The organism is Pseudomonas sp. Root71, assembly GCF_001429045.1.
GTDB classification, from domain to species: domain Bacteria; phylum Pseudomonadota; class Gammaproteobacteria; order Pseudomonadales; family Pseudomonadaceae; genus Aquipseudomonas; species Aquipseudomonas monachiensis.
In genome coordinates this window covers 13,810-37,253 of sequence record NZ_LMHY01000025.1, presented here as the reverse complement: position 1 = coordinate 37,253, position 23,444 = coordinate 13,810, and the positions used below count along the sequence as shown (strand labels likewise).

Genomic DNA, 23,444 nt, shown 5'->3' with positions numbered 1-23,444 from the left:
CACAAATTTTATGACCGACACAATAACCTGTGGGAGCGGCGGTGCGGCGATCCGACTTGCTCGCGAATGGCCGCGCCGCTATTCCAGCATCTTGCCCAACAACCAGCTACCCGCCGGCCCCGGCGGATTCAGCCGCGACCACAACGCATCCACCGACACCATTTTCGGCCAGCCGCGCACCACCAGTTCCCGCAGCGTGTCGGGCCCGAACCGCTCGACCAGCCAGCGGGGTAACGGCGCCCAGCCGAATCCGCCCTGGGCCATTTCCAGCAGCATCAGATAACTCGGCGCCGACCAGACGCGGCCCTTCGCCCGACTTTCATAGGGATTGATGATGGTGGCCAGACGCAGTTCGCGGTGCAGCTGCAGTACGTCCCGGTCGACGTAGTCCAGCGTCGCCAACGGATGAGTCGGGGACACGAACAAGGCGATTTCCGTGCGCTCGTCCACTGTTGAACTGACCAGGTCCGGCGGGTAGCTGTCCTGCATTTCGGCGAAGGCAATTTGCGCCCGACCGCTTTGCACCAGGGACATCAGGTCATCGCATTCGGCAATCAGGCATTCGAGTTCCAGGTCCGGGTAACGCTGCTCGAAGGCACTGAGCGCGGCTTCGAAGCGGTCCGACTGATAGGTATCGGACAGCGCCACCGTCAGCTTCGCTTCCACCCCCTGGGACAGTTGGCTGGCGGCTATTTCCAGGCGACTGGTGGCGGCCAGGATCTCTTCGGCCCGTTGCAGCATGACGTGCCCGGCCGGGGTCAGCCCGGGCTTGCGGCTGCTGCGGTCGAACAGGGTCAGGTTCAGGTCGATTTCCAGGCTGGCCACCGCCGCGCTGATGGTCGATTGACTGCGGCCCAATTTACGCGCCGCGGCGGAAAACGAGCCTTGGGTCGCGGCTTCGACAAACGCCAGCAACACTTCGTGAGATGCCATGAACTATCGCCCTGATCGATGGTTATTGGTTATGAAGTATCGGCTTGATGACGGATCATGGCAATCATCGTCACCCAAGGGAGTTCGGCCATGAGCGCCAACAAATCCATTACTGAACGTATTTTCCAGGCCATCGGCTTCGAACTGCTGGCCATCCTGATCTGTACCCCGTTGCTGGCCTGGATCATGGACAAACCGATGTTGGACATGGGCGCTGTGACCATCGCCATGGCTGCCCTGGCCCTGGCCTGGAACGTGGTGTTCAACGGTATGTTCGACCGGATGCTCAAGCGCTTTTCCATCGTCCACAACGCCTGGGTCCGTGTGGTGCATGCGCTGTTGTTCGAAGGCGGTCTGGTCGCCCTCGGCGTGCCGCTGATCGCCTGGTGGCTGAATGTCAGCCTGTGGCAGGCGTTCGTGCTGGATATCGGTGTGTTGCTGTTCTTCCTGCCGTACACCTACGTCTACCACTGGGCGTATGACGTGGTTCGGGAGCGGATGCTGGTGACTCGCGAGGTTTGCTGAGTCGTGTTTTTGCGGCGAGGGGGCGGGTCAGAGGTCTGAGACCTGCCCTTGTGGGAGCGAGCAAGCTCGCTCCCACAGGTTGTGCATCAGATTCCAGGTCTTTGGATCAGACGTGGAAGTAACCCACGCACGAATCGAACGGCAGGCGCTTGAGTTCGATCTTGTTCAGGTCGAGCACTTCACGCAGGGCCTTGGTTTCGCCCGGGAAGTTGCGGTAGGCGACTTCGTCGAGCACCACGATCGCGCCTTTGGGCATGTACGGCAGGAAGGTTTCCAGCGCGACTTTGGTCGACTCGTACAGGTCGGTGTCGAGGATCAGCATGGCCACGACCAGGTCCGGACGAGTCTTGACCCACTCCGGTACGGTCTTGACGATGTCGCCCTTGACCAGCTCGCAACGCGGAATGCGGTTGACCGGGCGCAACAGGTCGTTGGCGTCGATCATGTCCTGGATCAGCGACTGGTCGGTGTCGGCGAACATGGTCTCGTTGACGTCGGCCGGGTCCTCTTTCTTGTCGATGCTCTGGAAGCCTTCGAAGGTGTCGAAACCCACGATCGAGCGGTTGATCGCATACGGCTCGAGAATCATCGACAGGTGCATGTAGAGCATCAGCGAGTTGCCCTTGTACACGCCGCACTCAATGATCGCGCCCGGTACTTCGGCGACTTTCTTGAACAGTTCCATACGCGACAATGCGGCGGTCACGCCAATGCGGTTGGCGAAGACGAACGGCGCGTCGGCCACGTATTCGGCATCGACCCGTTTCAGGACGTTGGTACGGGTTTCGTTGTACTGGGCTTCGGCGGGCGTGATGCGACGCTTGGTCATTGCGGGATTCCTCGGAAATTCGAAAAGTCGTGGACGTGGAAGTAGTCTTTGAAACCGGCGCCGACATCCGGGCAGGCGCTGTCGACGTTGATCGCGCCGCGCTGCTGCTTGAGGTCGTCGAGGTGCATCAGGCGAAAGTCCACGCTGAAGCGGGTTTGTTGCGTGTAATTGGGCACGGTGCCGTGTAGGTGCGAACCCGAGAACACCAGCATCTCGGCGGTGTTGCCGGCAATGCGCAGCTCAGAGGCGTTGTTGATCGCTTCGGTGGGTACCGGGTGCTGGCGCGCCTCTTCCTTGACGTTGTCCTTGGCGCGCTGGCGTTGCACGTCGATCCAGTCGGACAGGCTCCACTGCGCCGAGGTGTTTTTCACCGGGACGTCGAAGTAGGCCGGGTTGATCATCATGGTCTGCTCGGGCTGGATCGTGTAGACCGGCATCCAGGTATTGATCTGGCAGTCGACACCGCCGTACCAGGTATCGCGATGGGGCTTGTAGGCGTAGCTGACGCCAGCGTGCAGGTAGTCGTAGTTGGGCACGACACGGATGCGCGGTACGTCGAAAATGAATTCCTGCGCAGCGCCACCGATTTCGTCGGTGAAGCTGCGGATCAGCTCCTTGGCGCGCAGGCTGTTGGTGAACTGACCCTTGAGGCGAGTCACCAGCACCACGAACTCTTCCACCGGCATCAGCGTGTGCAGCGCCTGGTGGTTGGTCTCGCCATCGAAGGCGGCGGTGATGCTTTCCTGGGCAAAGGCACAGAGTTCCTTTGCCGCTTTCAGTTCGGTGTTGAGGAAGATGTCGCCAGCGTAGATCGCACTTCTGAAATCAGTGTGTTTGTGCAACTGATTGATGAATAAGTTCACGGTTCTCACCCAGGAATACTTTGGCTCTCTTAAGAGTCGGCAACGCGCGGACAAACTGAAGTGCCAACTTTGAACGAAAGCACAATGCCTTTGCCCGCCGCGGTGCGTTCAATAATCCTGCTGCTTGCGAAACGCCCAGCGCCCGGCGATCACGGTAAAGGTTGCGACCAGTGCCACCAGGATCCAGAAACCCTGCGGGTCGCCGGCCAGGGGAATGCCGCCGACGTTCATGCCGAAGAAACCGGCGATGATATTGATCGGCAGCGCCAGCACTGTCACCACCGTCAGGGTGAACAGCGTGCGGTTGGTCTGTTCGTTGATGTTGGCGGCGATCTCTTCCTGCAACAGCTTGATCCGCTCACCCAGTGCCGTGAGGTCGTTGATGATCAGCGCGAACTCCTCGGTGGATTTGCGCAACTCCTTCACGTCTTCCTTTTGCAGCCATTGCGGCGGCCGGTTGAGCAGGCGCAGCAACGAACCCGGTTCCAGCGCCAGCAACCGTTGCAATCGCACCAGCACCCGTCGATTGGCGCCCAGCTCGGCGCGGTTGGTCGATAGCCGTGAGGACAGCAATTCATCTTCGATCTGATCCACGCTCTGACTGGTCTTGCGCACGATCTGGGTCAGCACTTCACCCTGGTCGCGCAGCAAATGCACCAGTAACTCCAGCGGGGAGCGAAAGCACTCCCGGGCCTTTACCGACGAGCGCAATTTGTCCACCGAGTGCAGCGGTTGCAGGCGGGCGCTGATGATCAATTGGCTGCGGGCGCACACCCATAGGGTCGAGACATCCGAGGAGACCATGTTGCTGAGGTTGAACACCACGTCGTTGACCACCGCCAGCAATGCGGAGTCGACATGCTCGATACGTGTCGAGCGAGAGCCTTCGTGCAGCGCTTCGAAAAACTCCTCGGGCAACTCCAGATGGCTTTTCATCCAGCGCTCGCACGCGGCGTGGGCGAGGTTCAGGTGCAGCCAGAGAAATTGCTCGTCGCTTTGCGGCTGTTGCAGGTATTGCAAGGCCTCGGCGGAATTGATTTCCCGACCGGCCTCACCGGGGCGAAAGCTGAAACCGTAAAGCAGGCCGAACAGATCCGTGTCGCGATGGCTTTGATCGATGCTGTGGTTCATGAGGACTCGCAAGGGGAGGCGCCTGTCACGTTTTTACAGGTTCACGTGAGCGGCATCATCGCAAGCGCTGATGACTTTTTTGTGACGCTCAGAAAACGCAAAAGCCGCGCGATGTTCCCATCGCGCGGCTTTTATTTGTTTCGGGATTACTTGTCCTGTTTGTTTTCCAGGACCTTGCCGTTGGAGGCATCGATGTCCACATCCCACTCGACGTTCTTGGCGTCACGCAGTTCGACTTCGTACTCGTAACCGTTGAAGTGGTTGTCCAGTTCGGTCTTGGTAATCGTTGCACCCGGGTGCAGATCCAGGGCGATCTTGTTCAGGTCTTCCAGTGGCTTGATCTTGCCGTCCTTGACCAGTTGCGGGATCTGATCGACCCGCACATCGGCCTGGGCCAGGCCGGCGGTGAGGGTCAGGGTTGCAGCGGCAAACAAAGCAGTCAGGGTCTTCATGGGCTTCTTTCCTTGGGTGATCCGTTCAAGTGAGATCAGGTTAGCCTGTGTAACTTAATCCACCCTTAAAACCCCCGGCATGTCTTGCATCAATCCCTGGCGGGAGCGTGGCTTGCCCGCGAAAGCGGAGTGTCAGTCAACGTGGATGTTGAAGCTGATGGCCCTATCGCGAGCAAGCTCGCTCCCACAGGTTTTGCGCAATTGTGGATCAATACCCGTTGTTCTGTAGCACCTGCGCCACACTCGCCGCCGCCGGGCGTTTATAGAACTTCAACAACTCACTGGCGCGATTGGTGAAGATGCCGTCGACACCGGCGTCCATGACTTTGCGGTAGTCCACCGCATCGTCGATGGTGTAGACGTGTACCAGCAGGCCCTGGTCGTGGGTGTACTGGTTCATCCAGGGTTGCACCAGATCCGAGTAGCTCTGGTCGCCACCCTGGGTCAGTGCAGCGGACGGGCCGGTGCCGATGGCGCCCTGGGCCTTGGCGTAGTCGACCCATTGCTGGAATTCGGCCTTGTCCTTCGGTTGCTGTCTGGCGTAGTACGCGGCTTTATCCTGTTCGCCGGACTCGGCAAATGTCACCTTTGACTTGGGCTCGATACTGCCTTCACCGACCCACAACAGCAGGATCTTCGGCACCTTCGGCATCTCCTTTTGCAGCAGTTCGAGGCTGCTCTTCTCGAAGGTCTGCAGGATCACCTTGCCTTTGCCCTGGCCGACCGCCAGCTCGCTTTTTTCCAGTTTCGAAGCGGTCGGGCTCAGCCAGCCACGGTCCTGAAGTTTTTCCTTGAGGTCGTGTTCGATGCCGGGAAACTGCTTGGGCTCCTTGGTCTCGATGTACAGGCCGGGCTTGTGCAGGCTGTTGCCCTCGGCGATGTCGATGATTTCATCGAGGGTCAGGATCTTCAGGCCCGCGAAGGCCGGGCGTGCGCGATCCGGGTACGCGGCATTGAACCAGCTGCCCGCGTCCAGGGTTTTCAGTTCGGCCATGGTGAACGCATTGGCGGGGCTGTCCTTGCGCTCGGGGAATTTGCTGGCGACGTCGGTGGTGCGTTGCAGATTGTTGTCGTGCAGGGCGAACAGCACGCCATCCTTGCTGCGCTGCAGATCCAGTTCCAGGTAGTCGGCGCCCAGGTCGCGGGCAGTTCTGTAGGCGGCGGCGGTGGATTCCGGCGCATCGAACGACGCGCCACGGTGGGCGATCACCGCTGGATGCGGAATGCCCAAGCGGGTCGCCAGTGCCGAGGGGCCAGGTTCGCTGGCGGCCTGTGCGTGGCCGAGACCGAGCAACAGGCTCAGTAACAGGGCGCTTTTGGTAAAGGTTGCGGGCATGGTCGAGATCCTTTCGCAATAAGTGAGCGGTCCCTTTTAACAATTCATCTTTGCAGGCGCTATCGCCAGGCCGACATAAACCTGTCTAAAGCTGATTTTCGTCAGCGCTTTTGTGCGCCCGTTTGCAGTACGCTGGGGCCCTGCAATTTCCCCGACAGAGGGAAACGCAGGCCCTGCGTGCAATCCAATGATCACCATTGCGGGGTTTACCATGCGCATCACTTCCCAGCTCATCTGCCAGGCTGCCGACCAACTCAAAGGCTTTGTCGGCCTCAACCGCAAGACCGGGCACTACATCGTGCGCTTCAGCGAAGACTCGTTTGGCATGGACGTGGCGGACGACGGCATCATCCCGACCAGCGAATTCGTCTGGGCCGCGGGGCCTGAGCAAACCATGACGCTCAAACGCGAATTGATCCAGTTGTTGCTGGACCAGAACATCGATGACCGGATCAACATCACCGAGCCGTTGCGGGTGTACATGAACCGGCGGGAAGTGCCGGAGATTTCGGCGGTTCGCAGTTTGGTTCGGGGGTGAGTTTTTGCGGTGACTGTACTGGTCCCATCGCGAGCAAGCTCGCTCCCACAGTAGATCTTTGTCGCGCACAAATGTTGTGACCGACCGGGATCAAAATGTGGGAGCGAGCTTGCTCGCGATGGCGGCCTGAAGAACTCTAAATCAGTTACTGATTGAATCCGTAAGCCCGCTCAACCCGGCACACCCGCGTATGACACCGCGCATACCAGGTCGAGCGCCCACGCTCGCGAATGGCCGTATGCTCAGGATGATGCTTCCACGCCAGAATCGCCGCTTCACTGACCCAGTACGACACCGTAATCCCAAGCCCATCCTCGCCCCGCGCCGACTCCACTCCAAGAAACCCCGGCTGTTCACGGACCAGTTCCAGCATCCGTGCAGCCGCATCGGCGTAACCCTGGTCACCCTCGGTACGCAGTGAGGTGAAGATCACCGCGTAATAAGGCGCAGCTGGCGTATCGGCGATCATGACGAGCGCCCCGCACAGGCTTCGACAAAGGCGCCAACTAACGGCGGCAAGACGCCCTTGAGCGCTGCCCGCTCGGGCTGGAACAAGGTCGCGACAAAGAATGGATGATCACCGAGTTCGACCGCCCGCAGTCCGTGTTCAGAATCGTGGCCGACGGCGTGAAGTTCGCGCTTGAGCAACTCCTCTTCGAACTGCGGATTCATCCCATAACGACAGCGATAGCCTTCACGAATCTCGGCGTTTTCGTACGCTTGGGCAATCAACGAGCCTTCCTGTAAATGAATGGTATCGACGGCCTCCACCAGTGAGCACGCCAGCGGTGTCAGCAGCGCTCGCGCGGCATCGGGATTTGTCTCGCCGTGTTCGGCATCCGACCAGCCCAGTACATTGCGTGCATATTCCAGCACCGCGTGTTGAAAACCACCGCAGGTGCCGAGGAAAGGTCGCCGTTGTTCGCGGGCAAAGCGGATCGCTTTTAATGCGCCGTCCGTGCTGCGGTAAGGGCTGGCCGGTACACACCAGAAACCGTCGAATCTGTGCAGCGGTGTCTCGGCGTGGATCTCATCGGTGGCCAGCCAATGCCATTGCACGTTCAGGCCGCTGTGTTCAGCGGCCTTTTCCAGAGCTACAGGAATGGCCTGGTGGGCGGTGACTTGCGGGTCGTAGTCGCCGATCAGGGCGATGCGAATCGGGCGGGTTTCCATGTGGGGCCTCTGCACTTGTTGATTGCCGGTGCCCACTATAGATTGGCGTTCACGCACTCAATATTGGCGTTTATCCAAGTGATCAATGCAGCGACGCACTATCGACTGGACTACCCGGACCTGGCGCTGATCCTCGCCCTGGTGCGCGGCGGCTCTCTGGCCCGGGCCGCGCAACTGCTCAAGGTGGATGTCTCGACGGTGTTTCGAGCGGTGCGCCGGCTGGAGGCTGCGCTGGGCCAGCAACTGTTCGAAAAAAGCCGCGCCGGTTACCTGCCCACCACCCTGGCGCAGTCCCTGGCGGAACAGGCCGAGCGCGCTGAGCAGGCACTGGAGGCGGCGCGCATCGGTGTGGAGCAGGGCGGTGAAGTGATCAGCGGCATCGTGCGCCTGACCTGTACCGATTCGGTCCTGCAAGGTTTGCTGTTGCCGGCGCTGGCGCAGTTCATGCCGAACTATCCGGCGCTGACACTCGAGCTCAGCACGTCCAATGATTTTGCCAACCTCAGCCGTCGGGATGCCGATATCGCCCTGCGCCTGACCCGCACGCCACCGGAGCATCTGGTGGGACGGCGGCTGGCGGATATTTCCTACCGAGTGTGTGCCAGTGAGCGATACCTGCAAACGGTCAATAGCACTGACCTGGCCTCATTGACCTGGATCGCCCCGGATGACTTCCTGCCTGATCACCCGACCGTTACCTGGCGTCGCCAGGCCTTGCCGGGCGTAACGCCGGGCTATCGCTGCAACAGCATGCTGTCGGTGACCGAGTTGGTCAGGGCGGGGCTGGGTGTAGCGGCGTTACCGGACTTCTTGATCGGCGACGGTTTACAGCCGCTGAGCGAACCGCTGCACGGATACGACACTGCGCTATGGCTGCTGACCCGTCCCGACTGCCGCGCCTTGCGCTCGGTGGTTACCTTGTTCGATGAGTTGGGGCGGGCGCTGAAACTGCCGTGAAACCGTTCAAGCCTTCGGCTTATCCTTGCGCACGAACTGCTGGTGCATTTCCGTTGTCAGGTTTTCGATGCGCTCGGTGAGGGTCTTGGTCATCTCTGTGAGACGAGTGTTCTGCTCGAGCAGCTCCAGCAGTTGCGCGGTGTTTTTCGCAGCTTCCGCCTGCCGCTCACTGTTGGCGGTCGCCAGCGCTTCGCGGTGCTGCGCATCGGCATCGGACTGGGCTTTGTCTCGCGCGGCCTGACGCGTCTGGGCCAACAGAATCAATGGCGCGGCATAGGCCGATTGCAGGCTGAAAGCCAGGTTGAGCAGGATGAACGGGTACGCATCGAAGTGGGTGAAACCGGAGAGGTTGAGGCACACCCAGATCACCACGATCAGCGTTTGTGCGCCGAGAAAGGTCGGTGTACCGAAGAATCGTGCAAAGGCTTCGGCGCGCAAGGCAAACTTGTCATTGCCAAAGGTCGGTGCGAGGTGGGCATGAGGGCGATGGAAACGCAGGTGATCGACGTGGGCGGCGGTTTCGTGGCTGGTGGTCATGATGCTCTCTGTCTGGCGCTGGGACTGAAGCTCACTATAGCCTCAGCGCCGGTTTCATTCTGAAACACATCGTGCCGTTCAAATCCGAGTCATCAATCCTTCTAACACCACCTTCGACCTTGTCATTTATTGCAACTGATAGCAGGCCAGAAACATGTCCAGCGCGGAATCCGCCACCGTGTGTTGCTCCTTGGCTGACAAGCTGGGTTGCCCCATGGAAATCTGCGGCCAGAATGCAAAAGACTTGAGCAGGCCATGGATCTGTTGAGCGGCGAATTCGGGAGCTACGGCTTTCAAGCGACCATCGGCCTGAGCGGCACGGATCCATACCGTCAACCCTTCTTCGCGTTCGCCCATTCGCGCCACCATATCCTGCGCCCGCTCCGGGGAATGAATCGTCGCCGCTATCGCCACCCGCGCCAGGTCGAGAAAATTGTCATCGCCCAACATTTGCAGCTTGGCCATCAGCAATCCGCGCAATTGCTCGCGCAACGGCAGGTCGGGGCTGTAGGTCGCTTCCTGTTCTGCCGTCACCCGGATCCATAACTGATTGAGGATCTCGGCGAACAACTCTTCCTTGCTGGGAAAGTGGTTGTACACCGTGCGCTTCGACACACCGGCAGTGGCAGCAATCTTGTCCATGCTGGTGATCTCGAAACCGTTTTCACGGAATTCGTTGATCGCGGCTTGAATGATCGCTTGGCGTTTTCGGTCGGTGAGGCGCTGTGGAGCTGTCATAAGTACGCTTCGGCAGGGGAGAAGGTGGGAATTACACTCAGTAGTTTACTTGTCATCGACTTTGATGCAACCTAGAAACTACACTGTGCAGTGTAATGTTTTGTTAACCCTGCCCAGCAAAAATAGAACGTCCGGCTGATGCGTGCGTGCCTTGGCCATTTATCGTCCCAAAACGGAAAGTCGCGCGATGCGCGGTTTTTCTGGAGTCATTCAGTCATGGCCAATTCAAACTCCCCGGCGGACAACGCCTCCACACCTGAAGCGTCCCGACAGGCCCAAGGGCAGTATCAAAACTTCACGCCGGTTCAACGTTTAAGCTTTGGCAAAACCATGGGCATCCTGTGGACCGCGCTGTTCCACAAACCGCAGAACACCCGCCCAAGCGCACCCGTGCCGGTGCAAGCCCTGACTCAAGCCGCGCTGATCGCAGCGCCCAACCACAGCGTCTATCGTCTGGGCCACTCCACGGTGCTGCTCAAGCTGCGCGACAAATTCTGGATCACCGATCCGGTCTTCGCCGAGCGCGCCTCCCCCGTGCAATGGGCCGGCCCCAAGCGTTTTCATCAGCCACCGATCAGCCTGGAACAATTGCCACCGATCGAAGCGGTGATCCTGTCCCACGACCACTATGACCACCTGGATTATCGGGCGGTGCTCAAGCTCGCGGACAAGACCAAACACTTCCTTACCCCATTGGGCGTAGGCGACACCCTGATCAAGTGGGGCATCGACGCCAGCAAAGTCCGCCAACTGGATTGGTGGCAAGGCACGGAAGTCGATGGCATCCAGTTCATCGCCACCCCGTCGCAGCACTTTTCCGGCCGTGGCCTGTTCGACAGCAACAGCACCCTGTGGGCCTCGTGGGTGATGATCGACGGCGACACACGCCTTTTCTTCAGCGGCGACAGCGGCTACTTCGACGGCTTCAAACGCATCGGCGAACAGTACGGCCCATTCGACCTGACCCTGATGGAAACCGGTGCCTACAACGTCGACTGGCCGCACGTGCACATGCAACCCGAACAAACCCTGCAAGCCCACCTCGACCTCAAGGGCCGCTGGCTACTGCCGATCCACAACGGCACCTTCGACCTGTCGATGCACGCCTGGTACGAACCCTTCGACCGCATCCTGGCCCTGGCCTGGGAGCGCAACGTATCGATCACCACACCGCAGATGGGCGAGGCGTTCAACTTGATGCATCCGCAGCGTGGTGGGGCGTGGTGGATGGCGGTGGAAGGGGAGAGTGAGCGAGTGGTGCAGAACGCGTGAAGTTGTGACCCCGGCCGGTCTGCGGACCGGCTTGGGAGTTCAACTAAATCAGTTAGCCACGCGAGTTCTTTAACTGCTCAAGGAACCCCGAGATCTTTGCCACGCTCAGGTCGCGAAACTTCCCTCGAAATATTTCGTTTAGTTCTTCGACAGATAATCCGAGCTTCTGCGCAGCATCCGTCTTACTCAGCCGGACGCTTTCCAGCAGAAGGCCAATTTTCATAACGCAATCAGATTTGGCCCGCACATCACCAGCATCGGGAATGCCCAGTGCCTGAAAAACGCAGTTATCGCCATCGTCGATTTCGTTCATCTGTTAACCCTCACTCCACCATCGCAAAATCCGCCCGCCCAACCGGATTCGGCGTCGACCCTCTCACATTCATCCCTCGACCCGGCGCAAACCCCGGGAAGAACACCAACCCTTCGGCTTCAAGCCGATAGGCCAGCGCCAGGCGCGTGACATCCCGCACCTCCTGTCGCGCCTCGAAGCGTTGAATGGCATCCACCGAGACCCGGGATTCCCGCGATAGCTCCTCCACGCTCCAGCCCAGCATCGCTCGGGCCTGGGCGCAGTGGGCCGGGGTGAATTGGAAGAGGGCGATACGTTCCAGGGTGATTTTCATCGCTTGAGAGGCCATGGTGTTCTCCGGGCTCGAGAGTGTTGGTCAAAATATACTGTGTTTTTGTACAGTTGTTTTGAGCCCGGATCAAACGCATTTTTTAATTTTTCTTTTCAGACAGACGAACGGCACTGCGCTTATTTACCCGCCAACCCTGGCGCTTCGCGCACAATAAAGTGATCCAGGTTTTCAATGTTGGCGCTGAACACCCCGAACGTTTGCTCGGGTTTTTTCTTGCTCGGCACCTGCTTCAGCTCGGGCGTTACGCCATAAAAGAAGCAGTACAACGCCCGCCCGCTCTCGATGGCGTGCTTGATCTCCTCCAGGAACGCCTTGCGCTTGCGGTAGCTGTCGATCAGTTTCTTGCTCAGGTAGACATTGACCGAGTAGGGCTTTTTCTCGAACCAGACCTTCTTCTCGAAGTCGATGCGAAAGCTCTGGGTGTAGTCCTTGATCTCCTTGACCTTGCCCCAGTAAATCAGCCCCTTGTTGTCTTGCAGGTATTCGATCTTCTTGAAAAACGACCCGTAAGGCGCGGTGTGTTCGCCAATCTTCAGCGGCACGCGCTTGAGCAAATCCTTGTCGTCGAAGTTCGACACGAAACACTCCACCGGATGGGCGAAGACGCTGGTCTTGTCCGGGGTCGACTCCTTGCTCGGTTGCTCGACATGACTAGCCGCCTTGGGCGCCAATAGTTCATCCCGAACCACATCGGCAATCACCACCGGGCTGGACGGCCTACGCACATATTCGCGCCGAGTCAGTAACAATTCCGACGGGAAATTTTCCTCGCGACTGTCATCCGTTTCCGTCTCATCCACACCCGACGTCGGCGTCTTCAGGCTGACATAAGGGCAGCCCTCGACATGCCGCGTACTCGGCAGGTTCTTGAAGTGCGGCGTGCGCACGTAATTCACGTTCTTGGCGTTGAACGTGCCCAGCTCATTGGCCGTATCGAACGCCAGGCGACAGGCATCGTTGGGGCACTGGAAGTGTTCCCTGGCGGAGTCGAAATCCATCGTCTCGTCGAAATTCAGATCCCGCACGTCGTAGATCGACAACTTGTCGTTGAGGCTGAGGCAGTAGGCGAGGTCGAATTTCATGTCGGGTTCCAAGTCCTTTAGATGAACAGCTTCCAGTGATGGCGCATTCGAAGCAATAGCTACACTGAGATCACTTCGATATCCCGGAGTTTGCACAGTCCATCAACGAGGGCGGTTCATGAGCCATTCAGATGCTTCGCCCCCTCTCCCGGAACCGGGCCGCATAGCTCGCCGCGATGAACAGACCGGTTGGCGCCGCTGGCTACCGGGGCTGGGCATACTGCGGGAATACCAACCGGAATGGTTGCGTTACGACATCGTCGCCGGCCTGGTGCTGACCACGATGCTGGTGCCCGTCGGTATCGCCTATGCGGTGGCTTCGGGCGTGCCGGGCATCTATGGCCTCTACGCGACCATCGTTCCGCTGCTGTTCTATGCCTTGTTCGGCCCCAGCCGCATTCTGGTGATGGGGCCGGATTCCTCCCTGGTGGCCGTCATCCTTGCCGTGATCATTCCACTCTCCGGCGGCGACCCGCAGCGTGCCGTCGCCCTGGCGGGGATGATGGCGATCATCTCGGGAGCGGTGTGTATCCTGGCCGGTATCGCGCGGCTGGGATTCATCACCGAGCTGCTGTCCAAACCAATCCGCTACGGCTACATGAACGGCATCGCACTGACCGTCTTGATCAGCCAGTTGCCCAAGCTGTTCGGTTTTTCGATTGAATCCGACGGCCCATTGAGAAACATCGCGGCCATCGCCTCAGGGGTGATGGAGGGAAAGATCAACTGGACCACCTTCACGGTGGGCGGGCTCACCCTGGCGGCGATCCTGCTGCTCAAACGATGGCCGCGATTGCCGGGCATTCTGATCGCCGTGGTAGGCGCGACAGTCGCCGTGGGTGTGCTCGACCTTGCGACACGCGCCGGTGTGTCGGTCCTCGGCTCGCTCCCCCAAGGCTTGCCCGGTTTCGCCATCCCCTGGATCACCCGCGCCGACATCGTCCCGGTGCTGATCGGCGGTTGCGCCGTCGCACTCGTCTCGTTCGCCGACACCAGCGTGCTCTCCCGCGTCTATGCGGCGCGGACCCGCACCTACGTCAACCCGAACCAGGAAATGGTAGGCCTGGGCATCGCCAACCTCGCAGCCGGTTTTTTCCAGGGCTTCCCGATCAGTAGCAGCTCGTCACGAACCCCCGTGGCGGAGGCGGCCGGCGCCAAAACCCAACTGACCGGCGTTGTCGGCGCACTGGCGGTTGCCTTGCTGCTGGTGGTGGCACCGGACCTGCTGCAACATCTACCGTCCAGCGCCCTGGCGGCTGTCGTGATCGCCTCGGCCATTGGCCTGATCGAGATCACCGACCTGCGCCGGATCTACCGTATCCAGCGTTGGGAATGCTGGCTATCGATTGTCTGTACCGTCGGCGTGGCCGTGTTCGGCGCGATCGAGGGCATCGGCCTGGCCATCGTGATTGCCGTCATTGAATTCCTCTGGGACGGCTGGCGCCCGTACTCCGCGGTATTGGGCCGCGCCGACGGGGTCAAGGGCTACCACGACATCAAACGCTACCCCGAAGCGCGCCTGATCCCCGGCCTGGTCCTGTTTCGCTGGGATGCGCCCTTGTTTTTCGCCAACGCCGAACTGTTCAGTGATCGAGTGCTGGACGCCGTGGCTGCATCGCCCACACCCGTGCGCTGGCTGGTGGTCGCCGCAGAACCGGTTACCAGCGTCGACGTGACCTCCGCCGACATGCTGGCCGAACTGGGCGACACGTTGCATGCGGCGGGTATCGAGTTGTGCATTGCGGAGATGAAGGATCCGGTGAAGGACAAGCTGAAGCGGTTCGGGTTGTTTGCACGGTTGGGGGAGACGGCGTTTTTTCCTACGATCGGGACGGCTGTGGATAGTTATGTGGCGAATTATCGGGTGGAATATGTGGAGGGGGATGAAGGAGGGAAGGTGGGGCATTGAGCCTGGTTGGCAGCCCTTGCACGGATTTGGCAGACAAACACCTTATTGTGGCGAGGGAGCTTGCTCCCGCTGGGCTGCGAAGCGGCCCCAAACTCAGCAAACGCGGTTAATCAGGCAGAGCACGTAACTCGCTGGGCGACTGCTCCGCAGCCGAACGGGACGGTGCGGCGATCCGACAAGCTCCCTCGCCACAGAATCCAGCATGCCCGACTATTCGGGAATCAACCGTTCAACTCTTTTGTAAAGCGAAGCAGTGAACTCATCCCGATCACTTGAATTGTGACAACGTTGATGACAGTTCTGGCATAGCGCTATAGCGTTGCTTGGACGGTCTGAACCTTCCTATGCCAAATGTTTAACGAGATGAACCTCAAGAAACGGCTTGCTCGACTTTTCAAACGGATCAGACACACTCCGCTGACCGTTAAAAGCTTCTTCTTCACTTGATCTGCTTGCTTGAACCAGACCTTCTGTTCGGAATTGATACGAAAGCTCGGCGCGTGCCCCTCGATCTTGCCCCAGAAAATTAGCTCCTTATTGTCCTATAGATACTCGAACCTGTTGTAATGCGCCGTGCATCGATCTTCAGCGGCATGCGAGTGTTAAACAAAACTATCCAGAGGCCATTACTATTTCCTTTTTTCTCTTGCTGGTAATAAACAACACAATGGCAGAGATTATTGCCAATACCCCCCAGCCATAAGCAAAGGTTCCGAGGCTGTCTTTCGACAGACCAATAATTGGTGGCACCAATACGACGGAAATCTGATTAGCGGTCATAGCCATTCCAAGCGCGAAGCCCTTGCGATCAGCAGGAGCGGTCTCGGCTACATAAGCCACCCAAGGGCCATACCACCCGTATGCGAAAAATCCAGTCAGAGCCATAAATACACTGACGATCGCCAGATTTTTGGTCTCCAAAAGTGGCAGTAGTGTTAAAAATACAGTAACTGCACCCAAACAAATCAACACAGGGTAGTATCTACCAGTCTTGCAGCGGTCGCTCCAAGCTGCAAGTATAATTCTTCCAGTTATGCCTGCCCCAAGCACTACAAATAACATCGTTGTCGCAACGAAGCTATCAAGTCCAAGCGAAGTATGAAGGTACAAGACTAGAAAGACTGAGATGGCGTACTGCGAAGCGGTAAGGCTGGCACCCGACAGCATAATGTTTCTCATGGATGGGTCCTTTGCCATCAAAAAACGTGATGCAATCGCGGACCTTAAGTCGACTTGTTTTTTGGGGGGGCAGTGTTGTCGCTCAGGAGACTTATATAGCAGCATAAATAAAGTAGCGCCAAACAAGGCGACCATACCTCCGGTTAGGAAGGCTGCTTGAACCGAGTAGCGGGTAGCAATAAATGGAAGCAGTAGTGCTGCCATTGCGCCGCCAAGTGGTAATCCAGCTTGTCGGATTCCCATTGCGAATCCTAACTGATTACCTGCAAACCAATTGGATACTGATTTGCTTCCTCCAGGCTGAGCGGTGCTGTACCCAAGGCCCAATATTGTAAGAAGTATAAGTAACTCTATATAAGAAGTAACCAGCGCTGCTCCGCACAATGCGACTCCGACGATCACTGTTCCCATTCCTACAACAAACCGTTCGCTGTACTTGTCCAGCAACTCGCCAGCGACCAAAAGTCCAATAAGAGGGATGAATTGTGCTGCTGATACTAGTATTCCTATCTGCCAGTTGCTCAGGGCCATTTCAGTTTTTACATGTATTGCAATGGCTCCAAATCCTTGTACAAAGAAGCAGGCGCACGCTTGAGCTAAAGTGGCTACAGTTAAAATTACCCACCGATACTCCTTGGTAAAAAAATTCATATACTTGATCTCCATTCTTGAAAAGACTGGGTAGGGCTATACTGCGTAAAAAGTAAAGTGTACTGGGCCTAGTTACGTAGAGAACAGTGCGGTGCAATGTAACTAAATGCTAAGATGGCTAATTTTGTTGTAGAATTGTATCTCTATTGATGGGTGGCCTTATACCGAATCCATTATTCGAAAATACCTTGTGGTATTTGGTCAGTCCGTGCTTGCTTGTGAATGTGGTGATTTTAAATGGGGAATTAATGGGTTCTGATTTTTTTGTCGTTAAAGATGCTACCTGCGAAGCAAGCTTTTTGGCGGGATCAATCCAGTTTCCAGCAGTTGGAAAGATCTTGCGTAAGTCATCGATCAAGTGAGGGAAGTGAGTGCAGCCTAGAATAACTGTGTCGACTGATAATCGCTGCTCTTTTGTAAGGTGATTATCGATCAGTTCAGCAAAGTCATCGAAACTTGTGTTCTCTCCTGCTAATTTAGTCTCAGATAGTGTTACTAGCGCTTGGGTCGCGATTGGCCATATTCTTGCGTGCATTTTAGCTTTGGTTATCTTCTGAATGATGTGTCTGCTTTCAAGCGTGCTGGGAGTAGCAAGCAAAACAATATTTTTGTTCTCGGAGGTTTCAAGCGCTTCATCTATCGGTGGCGTGACCAAAAAGCAATTGTGCCTAAACTGGTCGAGGCCGTTCTCTATTATCGCTATTGAAGCTGTATTGCACGCTACGACTATCGCTGAGGGGCTTACCTGCGTACGAAGCTCATCGAACAACTGTTGGACCCGTTGAGCTACCGCAGATCCAGTCTTGTTACCGTAAGGGAACCAATCGTTATCCGCTACATATAGAATGTTTGCGTCGGGAAGTAACTTTTCCAGTTGCCGTGCTACTGTTAAACCACCCACACCTGAATCGAACACGACAATCGGGCGATTAGAGTTGATAAGCTGCGCACCATCAAACGCCGTCTCGTCGCCTAGCCAGAATTTCGGGGTGGTTGCTAATGTTGAGTTGTGGGCGTCCATCGACATTCCCCTTACGCATTGATGGCGCGAGTTTCTACCGAACTTCGCATTTCGCGCGATTTTCTCAGGCTCGAAGCGAAAACTACTCTTGCGAGCCATCGAGCACCGTCGCCGTAGTTTGCCTTGAATGAGTCTCGTGCGTGGACGCAACGGTAATTATCTATGAAAAAGCAATCCGTAGCTTCGAGCATGACCGCATTGCGGTTCTCTGCAAAGTGACGTAGAAGTTTTTCTAAAGCTTGACGCTCTATGCCATCATACTCATCAATATTTAATGCGGCAGCATTAATCTTGATATATGGCGCGTTGCTGTGACCGAATAAGATGGGCTGGGAGATTTCTTCTACTATGTCAGTAGTGCTATGGATCGGATTGTGAGAGATTTTAAACCTCGGTTCAAATAGTATTTGCTTCTCCTCTGCACTAAGTTTTATGCCGTCAATGCACGAAATAGTGGTCGCAGCACGTTAATTATTACGCATGCAGACGAGTCCCAAGTATTCGGCACGTGCGGGGTGAAAAGCATCTTCCACGTGAAATCCAAAGTCGAGGGCAGATCCGCTACTCGAGTTTGAAATGTTGCTAAGTTCTTTAAGTGGAATAATATTGTTATAAATGCTGCCACAGCGTTGCGAAGTAAACCCGACTCCCTCGCCAAGCAGTGATCCATATAATCCATGCAAAATTTTGGCGTCATTTAAGCGGTAGTCATTATCTAGCTCAATATATTTTGAGGGACTTGGACCTGCGCCATCAAGAAGCACAGGATTGCCGGAAATCAAGAGTGCCGCAAGTTCCTCGTTGCGCTTGAAACTATAGAATTCCTGGCGGATTCTTCGCGGAAGTTCCTGAGCGTACAAGGCTGCCTTTTCGATGAAGTTGTACTGGCTCGTCATCGCAGGGACTTGGATGATCTCATTGAGTAGGCCACGAATCTGTTGTTTTTCTTGGTTGGTAAGAATTATTTTTTTGACTAAAGTTACCATGATGTCGACCCATGAAATTGATGGTTGATGTCATTGTGTAAATTTTTCTTAATTTGAAAATTTCCCGAAGTTTGCATAAGACGGTATGCTCCACTGCTCCAGTTCATGCCCCTAGGCACATTGTTTTGGTATTTCTCTTGATTGTATTGTTGATTTTTAACAAAAGAAGTCGGTCCCTCAAGTTTGTGGGTAGGCATGAAAAATAAGTGGCTGAGTTTTGCTTGGATTTAAAATAGATTAGTGAATGTGTCGGGCGGTCGAATTGAATTAAGTCGCTTAGTATTTTGCGCATCACTCGAATTGCATTTTTTGTTTTTGTTGTGAGTTAATGTTGATGCGAAATGGTTGGCGGCGGCGCTTTCCCAAAGGAGTGCGAAAGAAGGTATTAATTTTGGTGAGGGGAGTCAACTTTCTTGTTTGTAGGAAGTTTCTGATTTTACTATGAGCACAAAAGAGTTCAGCGTTTCAGGCTGTGCGAAAGCGTTCTGATGGTGATGAAAAAAAGCGCTCCGATTTGTTCGGTGCATTTGTTTTTGTGCGGGCAGCAGACCATGGCGATTCGAGTAAAGTGCGACGGCGTTACTCGTCCGATCCGGACATTTTTGAGCTGCAGTATGGGGATTCAAAGTTATTTTTACGTCGATTGAATTAGCGCCTTACCTTTTGAAATCTTAGGTTTCAGCTACATTGGCTATCTCTGTGGAGGTGCCATATAACTGAGCAGGAACAAGTAAATATGCGCGAAGCCAACTCCCAAGACTCCCAACTCGCGGAACGCGCATGTCAGGGCGATAAGGTTGTGATCGTTAATCACGCACGCCTTATGTTGATCTGCTCCCTCATGTCGATACCGCTCGCTTGCGCGAGCCTGGTCGGTTGAAGACGAAAGTTTGGCCTGTGATAGATCACTTGTTGATTCACGTTCCTCGCCTCAACCCTCGCCCGTTATTGGACAAGCCCTCATCGCCTGACTAGCGTTGTCTGGCAGATCGAATCGCCGCATGCCTCATGGGCAAGTGCCGGGCCAAGCGGACTGTCCAGCCGTCCAAGCCTTGATTGCCGTGAAACCCGAGAGTTCGAAATCGAGACTTCACAGCAAGGAGCGCACCATGCCGAACAACTGGCCCGCCGGGATTGAGCACGTTGTCGTATTGATGATGGAAAACCGTTCGTTCGACCATTTGCTGGGGGATTACACAAGCATCAATCCCGCGTGTGACGGTATCAACCGCAAGGCGCCCAGCACCAACCCGCTGAAGCTGGCCAATGGCAATTCGACGGTGATCACCCAGGCCTCGGAGTTTCCGGAGAACTACAGCCTGTGGGCGCCGCCGCCCCCTCTGCCTCCGGCGCTGCCGCCGGGCAACAGCGAGGGTTTCGACCTTGGCCACGAGTTCGTCAATGTAGAGAAACAACTGGGCGTCTCCTTTAAGACCAGCCCGGCCAACCCCACGCTCAAGGGTTTTGCCCAGGACGCCTACGACAAGGCCCGCACCGACCTGAAAGTGTACAAAACCTGGTCGCAATCCATGGCCCAGCGGGCAATGAACTACATCCCGTTCGGCGCTACGCCCGCGAAGGATACGCTGCCGGCCATCCACGGGCTGGCGCGCAATTTCACCGTGTGCGACCGCTGGTTTTCCTCGGTCCCGGGCCCAACCTGGCCGAACCGTTTTTTTTCCATGCTCGGCAGTTGCAATGGTCATCTGCTGATGCCCTCCACCGGCACGGTACTGGCCGGCATCAAAAGCCTGATCGCACAGTTTGGCGGCGAGAGCATTTTTTCGCTGCTGCGCAACAGCGGCCACGACGCACGCATTTACTCCGACGGCGCCGTGCCGCTGGCGGCGCTGGTCAAGGGGGGGTTGCAGCACCTGAGCATCGACGACTTCAAGTCGGACGTCGCCGGCAACAAACTCCCCGAACTGTCCTGGATCGAGCCGAGCTATGGCCTGCTCAACGGTAAGCTCGGGCCAAACGTGTCCCATCATCCACCTGAGGACCTGCGCTTTGGCGATCAGTTTGTCGGTGAGGTGTTCAACGCCTTGTCGGCCAATACCGCTGTCTGGAATAAAACCCTGTTCGTGCTGCTGTACGACGAACATGGTGGTTTTCATGACCACGTGGTGCCACCGACTTGCGTGGCGACCGGTTCAACGGTCGATGTCCCCTGGAAGAACCCCTTCACCCGCCTCGGCGTGCGTGTACCGGCGATCCTGGTTTCGCCGTGGCTCAAGCCGGGTTTGATCCCCTGGACGAGTGACGTCCAGGCGCAGCACTACGATCACACCAGTTTGCTGGCGTTTCTTTGCGATCACTTCAAATTGCCGCGCAGTGCCCTCGGCCCACGGGTGGTCGCCGCGCAGCACTTCGGCAATGCACCCATCTGGCGTGCCGCACCGGGCGTAACGGCTGCGCCAAAATTGGCGGCCACCGTAGTGCCGAGTCGCGCCGGGTTGCCATTGATCGAGTCCGAACTGGCGACTCAAAGCCGACAGGTGGTGGACAGCGCCACCGGTTACCTAGACGGCCTTGATCCAGAGCAGATCTGGAAGAGCAGCGCGCAATGGGTCAGCGGTTTTCTCGGCAATCGCAGCCGAGCCTTGGCTGATCCGGGTCAGGCGGCACTCACGCCTGCCGCACCCAGTGCGGACAGTCTGGAGGCGAAACTGCGGCGCCTGCAGGATTTGATGGTCACCGCCCAAGGGCAAACGGTTCCTCCGGTTGCGACGCCGGCCAGCAAAGCCTTGGTCGAGCCGGGATCGGAGGTCGCGCCAACACGGCTGCGCGTCCTGTGCCTGCCCGGTGTCGGGTTCAGCCGGGCAGCAGGCGGGCAGGGCGGTATCGATGCGAACTGGCAGGAGCAATGGCGCACATTGATCCGTACTCAACTGGCACAGAGCGGGCGCCTCATCGATGACCAGGACATCGACTTTCTTTCCTTCGATGAGCAACTCAAGGAAGGACCGGACTTCGCCCAGATCACCCGAGGCCTGGCGATGCTGAGGGCCGACGCCAGGGGCAAGGCCGATGAGAATTTCGGCAGTTGGGGCCTGCCGGTCAACCAGATGTTGCGCACCACGGTTGGCGCCCTCGTGCAATGGATCGAAGACGCCGATTTGCGTACGGAGTTGACTCAACTTCTGTTGGCGAAGATCGAGGCATTCAATCCACAGATCATCTTCGCCCAAGGCCTGGGCAGCCTGATCGGCTACGACGCCCTGCGCCGTTCGGTGGCGAAAAAGGGGGCGGCGCTCAAGCGCATCGATGGCCGAGTGTTCGTCAGCTTCGGCTCACCGATCGCATTGCCGCTGGTGATGCGCGAAGTATGGGGTGGGCGAGTCCCGCGCCTGAGCGAAAACGGCCGTGGCATCCGCCGCTGGTTCCACCTCCATAACCCCAACGACGGCTTGCTGACCCGGCCAATCACCTCACCGGATTCCGCGCGGGTCGACCTGCAAACCGAATTCACCTTGCCATTGCGCGATGACCTGCTCGACCTCAATCACGCCGCCCAGGCCTACTTGTCGTCACCCACTAGCCAGACTGGCCTCTGGCCGCAACTGGCCCGCGATGTGGTGGCCGCACGGGCACTTGAAGTGCCGGCGTTCCTGTCCCGCAGCGGCCAGCGCAAACGCCGCGCGCTGGTGGTCGGCATCAACGATTACCTCGACCCGAGCGCACGCCTCGACGGCTGCATCAACGACACCTACCTGATCAGCCGCATGCTCCAGGAAAGCGGTTACGACGCCGGCGACATCCGTTTGCTGCACGACGCCCGAGCGACCCGGGCCAACTTCGTCGAGCGCCTCGAATGGCTGGTGGAAGGCGCCCGCGCCGGCGACGAGCGCGTGTTGTTCTACTCCGGCCACGGCACCCAACTGTCGGTCTACAGCAGCAGCGGCGAAGCCGACTGCATGGACGAAACCCTGGTGCTCCACGACTTCGACTGGGACGACGAAAGCACCCACTTCACCGACAAACTGTTCCGCCAGTTCTACAGCCACCTGCCATTCGACCCGGACGGCCACGGCGCCAAACTCACCGTCATGTTCGACTGCTGCTACGCCGGCGGCATGACCCGCGGCAACGGCCGCGTGCGCGGCATCACCCCACCCAGCGACATCCGCCACCGTATGCTGCGCTGGGACCCCTACGCCGGCGACTGGGACCGCCGTGTCTACGCCGTCGACACCGACCGTCGCGACTTCAGCGAACAAGACAACAAAACCCGCGGCCTCACCCGCACCCGCACCACCCAAGGCGCCGCCACGGGCCTGCGCCCCGAGAAAAAAGCCCAACTGCTGCGCCAAGGCAAACTCTATGGTCACCATGGGCCCTATATGCCGCTGATGCTCTACGCGGCGCGGGAGAACGAAAAGGCCAATGAGTATGAGGTGGGGTCCAACAGCTATGGCGCCTTTACCTACGCCCTGGTCGAACAACTGCGTAAATTGCATCAGGAGGATGCGACGTTGGGGTTTGATCAGTTGATTGAGCGGGTAGGGAGTGTGTTGAGTGCGAGGTCGTTGGGGCAGACGCCGGAGATTGTTGGGCCAAGTGGGGTGAGGGCGGCGGTCTGTCCTTGGCGGATTAGTGGGTTGGGGAGGTGAGGTTTTAGCGGTGTTGCGGGAAAGGAAAAGGGCTGCTGGAAAATTCTACGGCCCAGATAACACCAACGTTCCCAA

At 57.4% G+C, this 23,444-nt stretch carries 23 protein-coding genes and 1 pseudogene; 6 read left to right on the top strand and 18 right to left on the bottom strand.

Annotated elements, in window-relative coordinates:
* Window positions 1–78: 78 nt before the first annotated feature.
* Complete coding sequence (locus tag ASD95_RS16425) at window positions 79–933, bottom strand: LysR family transcriptional regulator (RefSeq protein ID WP_056725899.1); 855 nt, start codon at window positions 931–933, stop codon at window positions 79–81.
* Window positions 934–1,023: 90 nt separating this feature from the next.
* Between ASD95_RS16425 and ASD95_RS16420 the strand changes: the two genes are divergently transcribed.
* On the top strand, window positions 1,024–1,458 hold the full coding sequence (locus ASD95_RS16420) for a multidrug/biocide efflux PACE transporter (RefSeq protein WP_056726323.1): 435 nt from the start codon (window positions 1,024–1,026) through the stop codon (window positions 1,456–1,458).
* Between the two features lie 106 nt (window positions 1,459–1,564).
* On the opposite strand, the gene ASD95_RS16415 is transcribed toward ASD95_RS16420, so the two are convergent.
* The 5 genes from ASD95_RS16415 to ASD95_RS16395 all read right to left on the bottom strand — a co-directional run bounded on the left by ASD95_RS16415 (window position 1,565) and on the right by ASD95_RS16395 (window position 6,069).
* Window positions 1,565–2,287: a TylF/MycF/NovP-related O-methyltransferase gene (locus tag ASD95_RS16415; protein WP_056725897.1), complete on the bottom strand. Its 723-nt coding sequence runs from the start codon at window positions 2,285–2,287 to the stop codon at window positions 1,565–1,567.
* Window positions 2,284–3,150, bottom strand: a complete 867-nt coding sequence (locus tag ASD95_RS16410) for a hypothetical protein (RefSeq protein ID WP_056725895.1) — start codon at window positions 3,148–3,150, stop codon at window positions 2,284–2,286. The genes ASD95_RS16415 and ASD95_RS16410 overlap by 4 nt, the downstream gene beginning before the upstream one ends.
* Before the next feature lie 108 nt (window positions 3,151–3,258).
* Window positions 3,259–4,281 (bottom strand): transporter, encoded by a 1,023-nt coding sequence (locus ASD95_RS16405; protein WP_056725893.1) that lies wholly within the window; start codon window positions 4,279–4,281, stop codon window positions 3,259–3,261.
* A 146-nt stretch (window positions 4,282–4,427) separates the two neighbouring features.
* Window positions 4,428–4,733 (bottom strand): PepSY domain-containing protein, encoded by a 306-nt coding sequence (locus tag ASD95_RS16400; protein WP_056725891.1) that lies wholly within the window; start codon window positions 4,731–4,733, stop codon window positions 4,428–4,430.
* A 208-nt stretch (window positions 4,734–4,941) separates the two neighbouring features.
* Entirely contained in the window at window positions 4,942–6,069 is a 1,128-nt protein-coding gene (locus ASD95_RS16395) for a glycerophosphodiester phosphodiesterase (RefSeq protein WP_056725888.1), read from the bottom strand.
* A 211-nt stretch (window positions 6,070–6,280) separates the two neighbouring features.
* Between ASD95_RS16395 and ASD95_RS16390 the strand changes: the two genes are divergently transcribed.
* Window positions 6,281–6,607, top strand: coding sequence for a DUF2025 family protein (locus ASD95_RS16390; RefSeq protein ID WP_056726322.1), 327 nt, complete (start codon window positions 6,281–6,283; stop codon window positions 6,605–6,607).
* Between the two features lie 145 nt (window positions 6,608–6,752).
* Here ASD95_RS16390 and ASD95_RS16385 read toward each other — a convergent pair whose 3' ends face one another.
* Both ASD95_RS16385 and ASD95_RS16380 read right to left on the bottom strand, forming a co-directional pair.
* Entirely contained in the window at window positions 6,753–7,076 is a 324-nt protein-coding gene (locus ASD95_RS16385) for an antibiotic biosynthesis monooxygenase family protein (protein ID WP_056725885.1), read from the bottom strand.
* Entirely contained in the window at window positions 7,073–7,780 is a 708-nt protein-coding gene (locus ASD95_RS16380; protein ID WP_056725883.1) for a CTP synthase C-terminal region-related (seleno)protein, read from the bottom strand. Before ASD95_RS16380 ends, ASD95_RS16385 begins: the two co-directional genes overlap by 4 nt.
* Window positions 7,781–7,795: 15 nt before the next feature.
* Between ASD95_RS16380 and ASD95_RS16375 the strand changes: the two genes are divergently transcribed.
* The gene (locus ASD95_RS16375; RefSeq protein ID WP_056726321.1) at window positions 7,796–8,737 is read left to right on the top strand and encodes a LysR family transcriptional regulator; all 942 of its coding nucleotides are present in this window, start codon (window positions 7,796–7,798) and stop codon (window positions 8,735–8,737) included.
* Between the two features lie 6 nt (window positions 8,738–8,743).
* Here the strand turns inward: ASD95_RS16375 and ASD95_RS16370 are convergent, their stop codons facing one another.
* Window positions 8,744–9,274, bottom strand: a complete 531-nt coding sequence (locus ASD95_RS16370; protein WP_056725881.1) for a DUF1003 domain-containing protein — start codon at window positions 9,272–9,274, stop codon at window positions 8,744–8,746.
* A 126-nt stretch (window positions 9,275–9,400) separates the two neighbouring features.
* On the bottom strand, window positions 9,401–10,012 hold the full coding sequence (locus ASD95_RS16365; protein ID WP_056725879.1) for a TetR/AcrR family transcriptional regulator: 612 nt from the start codon (window positions 10,010–10,012) through the stop codon (window positions 9,401–9,403).
* Between the two features lie 216 nt (window positions 10,013–10,228).
* Between ASD95_RS16365 and ASD95_RS16360 the strand changes: the two genes are divergently transcribed.
* Window positions 10,229–11,284, top strand: a complete 1,056-nt coding sequence (locus ASD95_RS16360; protein WP_056725877.1) for an MBL fold metallo-hydrolase — start codon at window positions 10,229–10,231, stop codon at window positions 11,282–11,284.
* A 52-nt stretch (window positions 11,285–11,336) separates the two neighbouring features.
* On the opposite strand, the gene ASD95_RS16355 is transcribed toward ASD95_RS16360, so the two are convergent.
* The 3 genes from ASD95_RS16355 to ASD95_RS16345 all read right to left on the bottom strand — a co-directional run bounded on the left by ASD95_RS16355 (window position 11,337) and on the right by ASD95_RS16345 (window position 13,010).
* Window positions 11,337–11,597: an XRE family transcriptional regulator gene (locus tag ASD95_RS16355; protein ID WP_082562984.1), complete on the bottom strand. Its 261-nt coding sequence runs from the start codon at window positions 11,595–11,597 to the stop codon at window positions 11,337–11,339.
* A gap of 10 nt (window positions 11,598–11,607) precedes the next feature.
* A complete protein-coding gene (locus ASD95_RS16350) occupies window positions 11,608–11,925 on the bottom strand; it encodes a helix-turn-helix transcriptional regulator (RefSeq protein WP_056725875.1) in 318 nt (105 codons plus the stop codon).
* Window positions 11,926–12,044: 119 nt separating this feature from the next.
* A complete protein-coding gene (locus tag ASD95_RS16345; RefSeq protein ID WP_056725873.1) occupies window positions 12,045–13,010 on the bottom strand; it encodes a hypothetical protein in 966 nt (321 codons plus the stop codon).
* Between the two features lie 118 nt (window positions 13,011–13,128).
* Between ASD95_RS16345 and ASD95_RS16340 the strand changes: the two genes are divergently transcribed.
* A complete protein-coding gene (locus ASD95_RS16340; RefSeq protein ID WP_056725872.1) occupies window positions 13,129–14,919 on the top strand; it encodes a SulP family inorganic anion transporter in 1,791 nt (596 codons plus the stop codon).
* A gap of 210 nt (window positions 14,920–15,129) precedes the next feature.
* On the opposite strand, the pseudogene ASD95_RS29935 reads toward ASD95_RS16340, so the two are convergent.
* The 5 genes and pseudogenes from ASD95_RS29935 to ASD95_RS29450 all read right to left on the bottom strand — a co-directional run.
* A pseudogene (locus ASD95_RS29935) lies at window positions 15,130–15,303 on the bottom strand (HNH endonuclease); the annotation flags it as partial.
* 228 nt (window positions 15,304–15,531) lie between these two features.
* Entirely contained in the window at window positions 15,532–16,749 is a 1,218-nt protein-coding gene (locus ASD95_RS16335) for an MFS transporter (RefSeq protein WP_056725870.1), read from the bottom strand.
* A 118-nt stretch (window positions 16,750–16,867) separates the two neighbouring features.
* Window positions 16,868–17,770, bottom strand: coding sequence for a glutamate racemase (gene murI, locus ASD95_RS16330; protein WP_056726319.1), 903 nt, complete (start codon window positions 17,768–17,770; stop codon window positions 16,868–16,870).
* Window positions 17,771–17,781: 11 nt separating this feature from the next.
* Window positions 17,782–18,066 carry a TauD/TfdA family dioxygenase gene (locus tag ASD95_RS30340; protein WP_442965743.1) on the bottom strand — a complete coding sequence of 95 codons (285 nt, stop codon included), beginning with the start codon at window positions 18,064–18,066 and terminating at the stop codon, window positions 17,782–17,784.
* 171 nt (window positions 18,067–18,237) lie between these two features.
* On the bottom strand, window positions 18,238–18,756 hold the full coding sequence (locus tag ASD95_RS29450) for a hypothetical protein (RefSeq protein ID WP_177336477.1): 519 nt from the start codon (window positions 18,754–18,756) through the stop codon (window positions 18,238–18,240).
* A 1,109-nt stretch (window positions 18,757–19,865) separates the two neighbouring features.
* Between ASD95_RS29450 and ASD95_RS16320 the strand changes: the two genes are divergently transcribed.
* Entirely contained in the window at window positions 19,866–23,369 is a 3,504-nt protein-coding gene (locus ASD95_RS16320) for an alkaline phosphatase family protein (protein ID WP_056725868.1), read from the top strand.
* Window positions 23,370–23,444: the final 75 nt, after the last annotated feature.

Excerpts from the sequence above, each read along its gene's own strand:
- ASD95_RS16425 (WP_056725899.1), bottom strand. The coding sequence starts at position 933 with ATGGCATCTCACGAAGTGTTGCTGGCGTTTGTCGAAGCCGCGACCCAA.
- ASD95_RS16420 (WP_056726323.1), top strand. The coding sequence starts at position 1,024 with ATGAGCGCCAACAAATCCATTACTGAACGTATTTTCCAGGCCATCGGC.
- ASD95_RS16415 (WP_056725897.1), bottom strand. The coding sequence starts at position 2,287 with ATGACCAAGCGTCGCATCACGCCCGCCGAAGCCCAGTACAACGAAACC.
- ASD95_RS16405 (WP_056725893.1), bottom strand. The coding sequence starts at position 4,281 with ATGAACCACAGCATCGATCAAAGCCATCGCGACACGGATCTGTTCGGC.
- ASD95_RS16400 (WP_056725891.1), bottom strand. The coding sequence starts at position 4,733 with ATGAAGACCCTGACTGCTTTGTTTGCCGCTGCAACCCTGACCCTCACC.
- ASD95_RS16395 (WP_056725888.1), bottom strand. The coding sequence starts at position 6,069 with ATGCCCGCAACCTTTACCAAAAGCGCCCTGTTACTGAGCCTGTTGCTC.
- ASD95_RS16390 (WP_056726322.1), top strand. The coding sequence starts at position 6,281 with ATGCGCATCACTTCCCAGCTCATCTGCCAGGCTGCCGACCAACTCAAA.
- ASD95_RS16385 (WP_056725885.1), bottom strand. The coding sequence starts at position 7,076 with ATGATCGCCGATACGCCAGCTGCGCCTTATTACGCGGTGATCTTCACC.
- ASD95_RS16380 (WP_056725883.1), bottom strand. The coding sequence starts at position 7,780 with ATGGAAACCCGCCCGATTCGCATCGCCCTGATCGGCGACTACGACCCG.
- ASD95_RS16370 (WP_056725881.1), bottom strand. The coding sequence starts at position 9,274 with ATGACCACCAGCCACGAAACCGCCGCCCACGTCGATCACCTGCGTTTC.
- ASD95_RS16365 (WP_056725879.1), bottom strand. The coding sequence starts at position 10,012 with ATGACAGCTCCACAGCGCCTCACCGACCGAAAACGCCAAGCGATCATT.
- ASD95_RS16360 (WP_056725877.1), top strand. The coding sequence starts at position 10,229 with ATGGCCAATTCAAACTCCCCGGCGGACAACGCCTCCACACCTGAAGCG.
- ASD95_RS16355 (WP_082562984.1), bottom strand. The coding sequence starts at position 11,597 with ATGAACGAAATCGACGATGGCGATAACTGCGTTTTTCAGGCACTGGGC.
- ASD95_RS16350 (WP_056725875.1), bottom strand. The coding sequence starts at position 11,925 with ATGGCCTCTCAAGCGATGAAAATCACCCTGGAACGTATCGCCCTCTTC.
- ASD95_RS16345 (WP_056725873.1), bottom strand. The coding sequence starts at position 13,010 with ATGAAATTCGACCTCGCCTACTGCCTCAGCCTCAACGACAAGTTGTCG.
- ASD95_RS16340 (WP_056725872.1), top strand. The coding sequence starts at position 13,129 with ATGAGCCATTCAGATGCTTCGCCCCCTCTCCCGGAACCGGGCCGCATA.
- ASD95_RS16335 (WP_056725870.1), bottom strand. The coding sequence starts at position 16,749 with ATGAATTTTTTTACCAAGGAGTATCGGTGGGTAATTTTAACTGTAGCC.
- murI (WP_056726319.1), bottom strand. The coding sequence starts at position 17,770 with ATGGACGCCCACAACTCAACATTAGCAACCACCCCGAAATTCTGGCTA.
- ASD95_RS29450 (WP_177336477.1), bottom strand. The coding sequence starts at position 18,756 with ATGGTAACTTTAGTCAAAAAAATAATTCTTACCAACCAAGAAAAACAA.
- ASD95_RS16320 (WP_056725868.1), top strand. The coding sequence starts at position 19,866 with ATGCCGAACAACTGGCCCGCCGGGATTGAGCACGTTGTCGTATTGATG.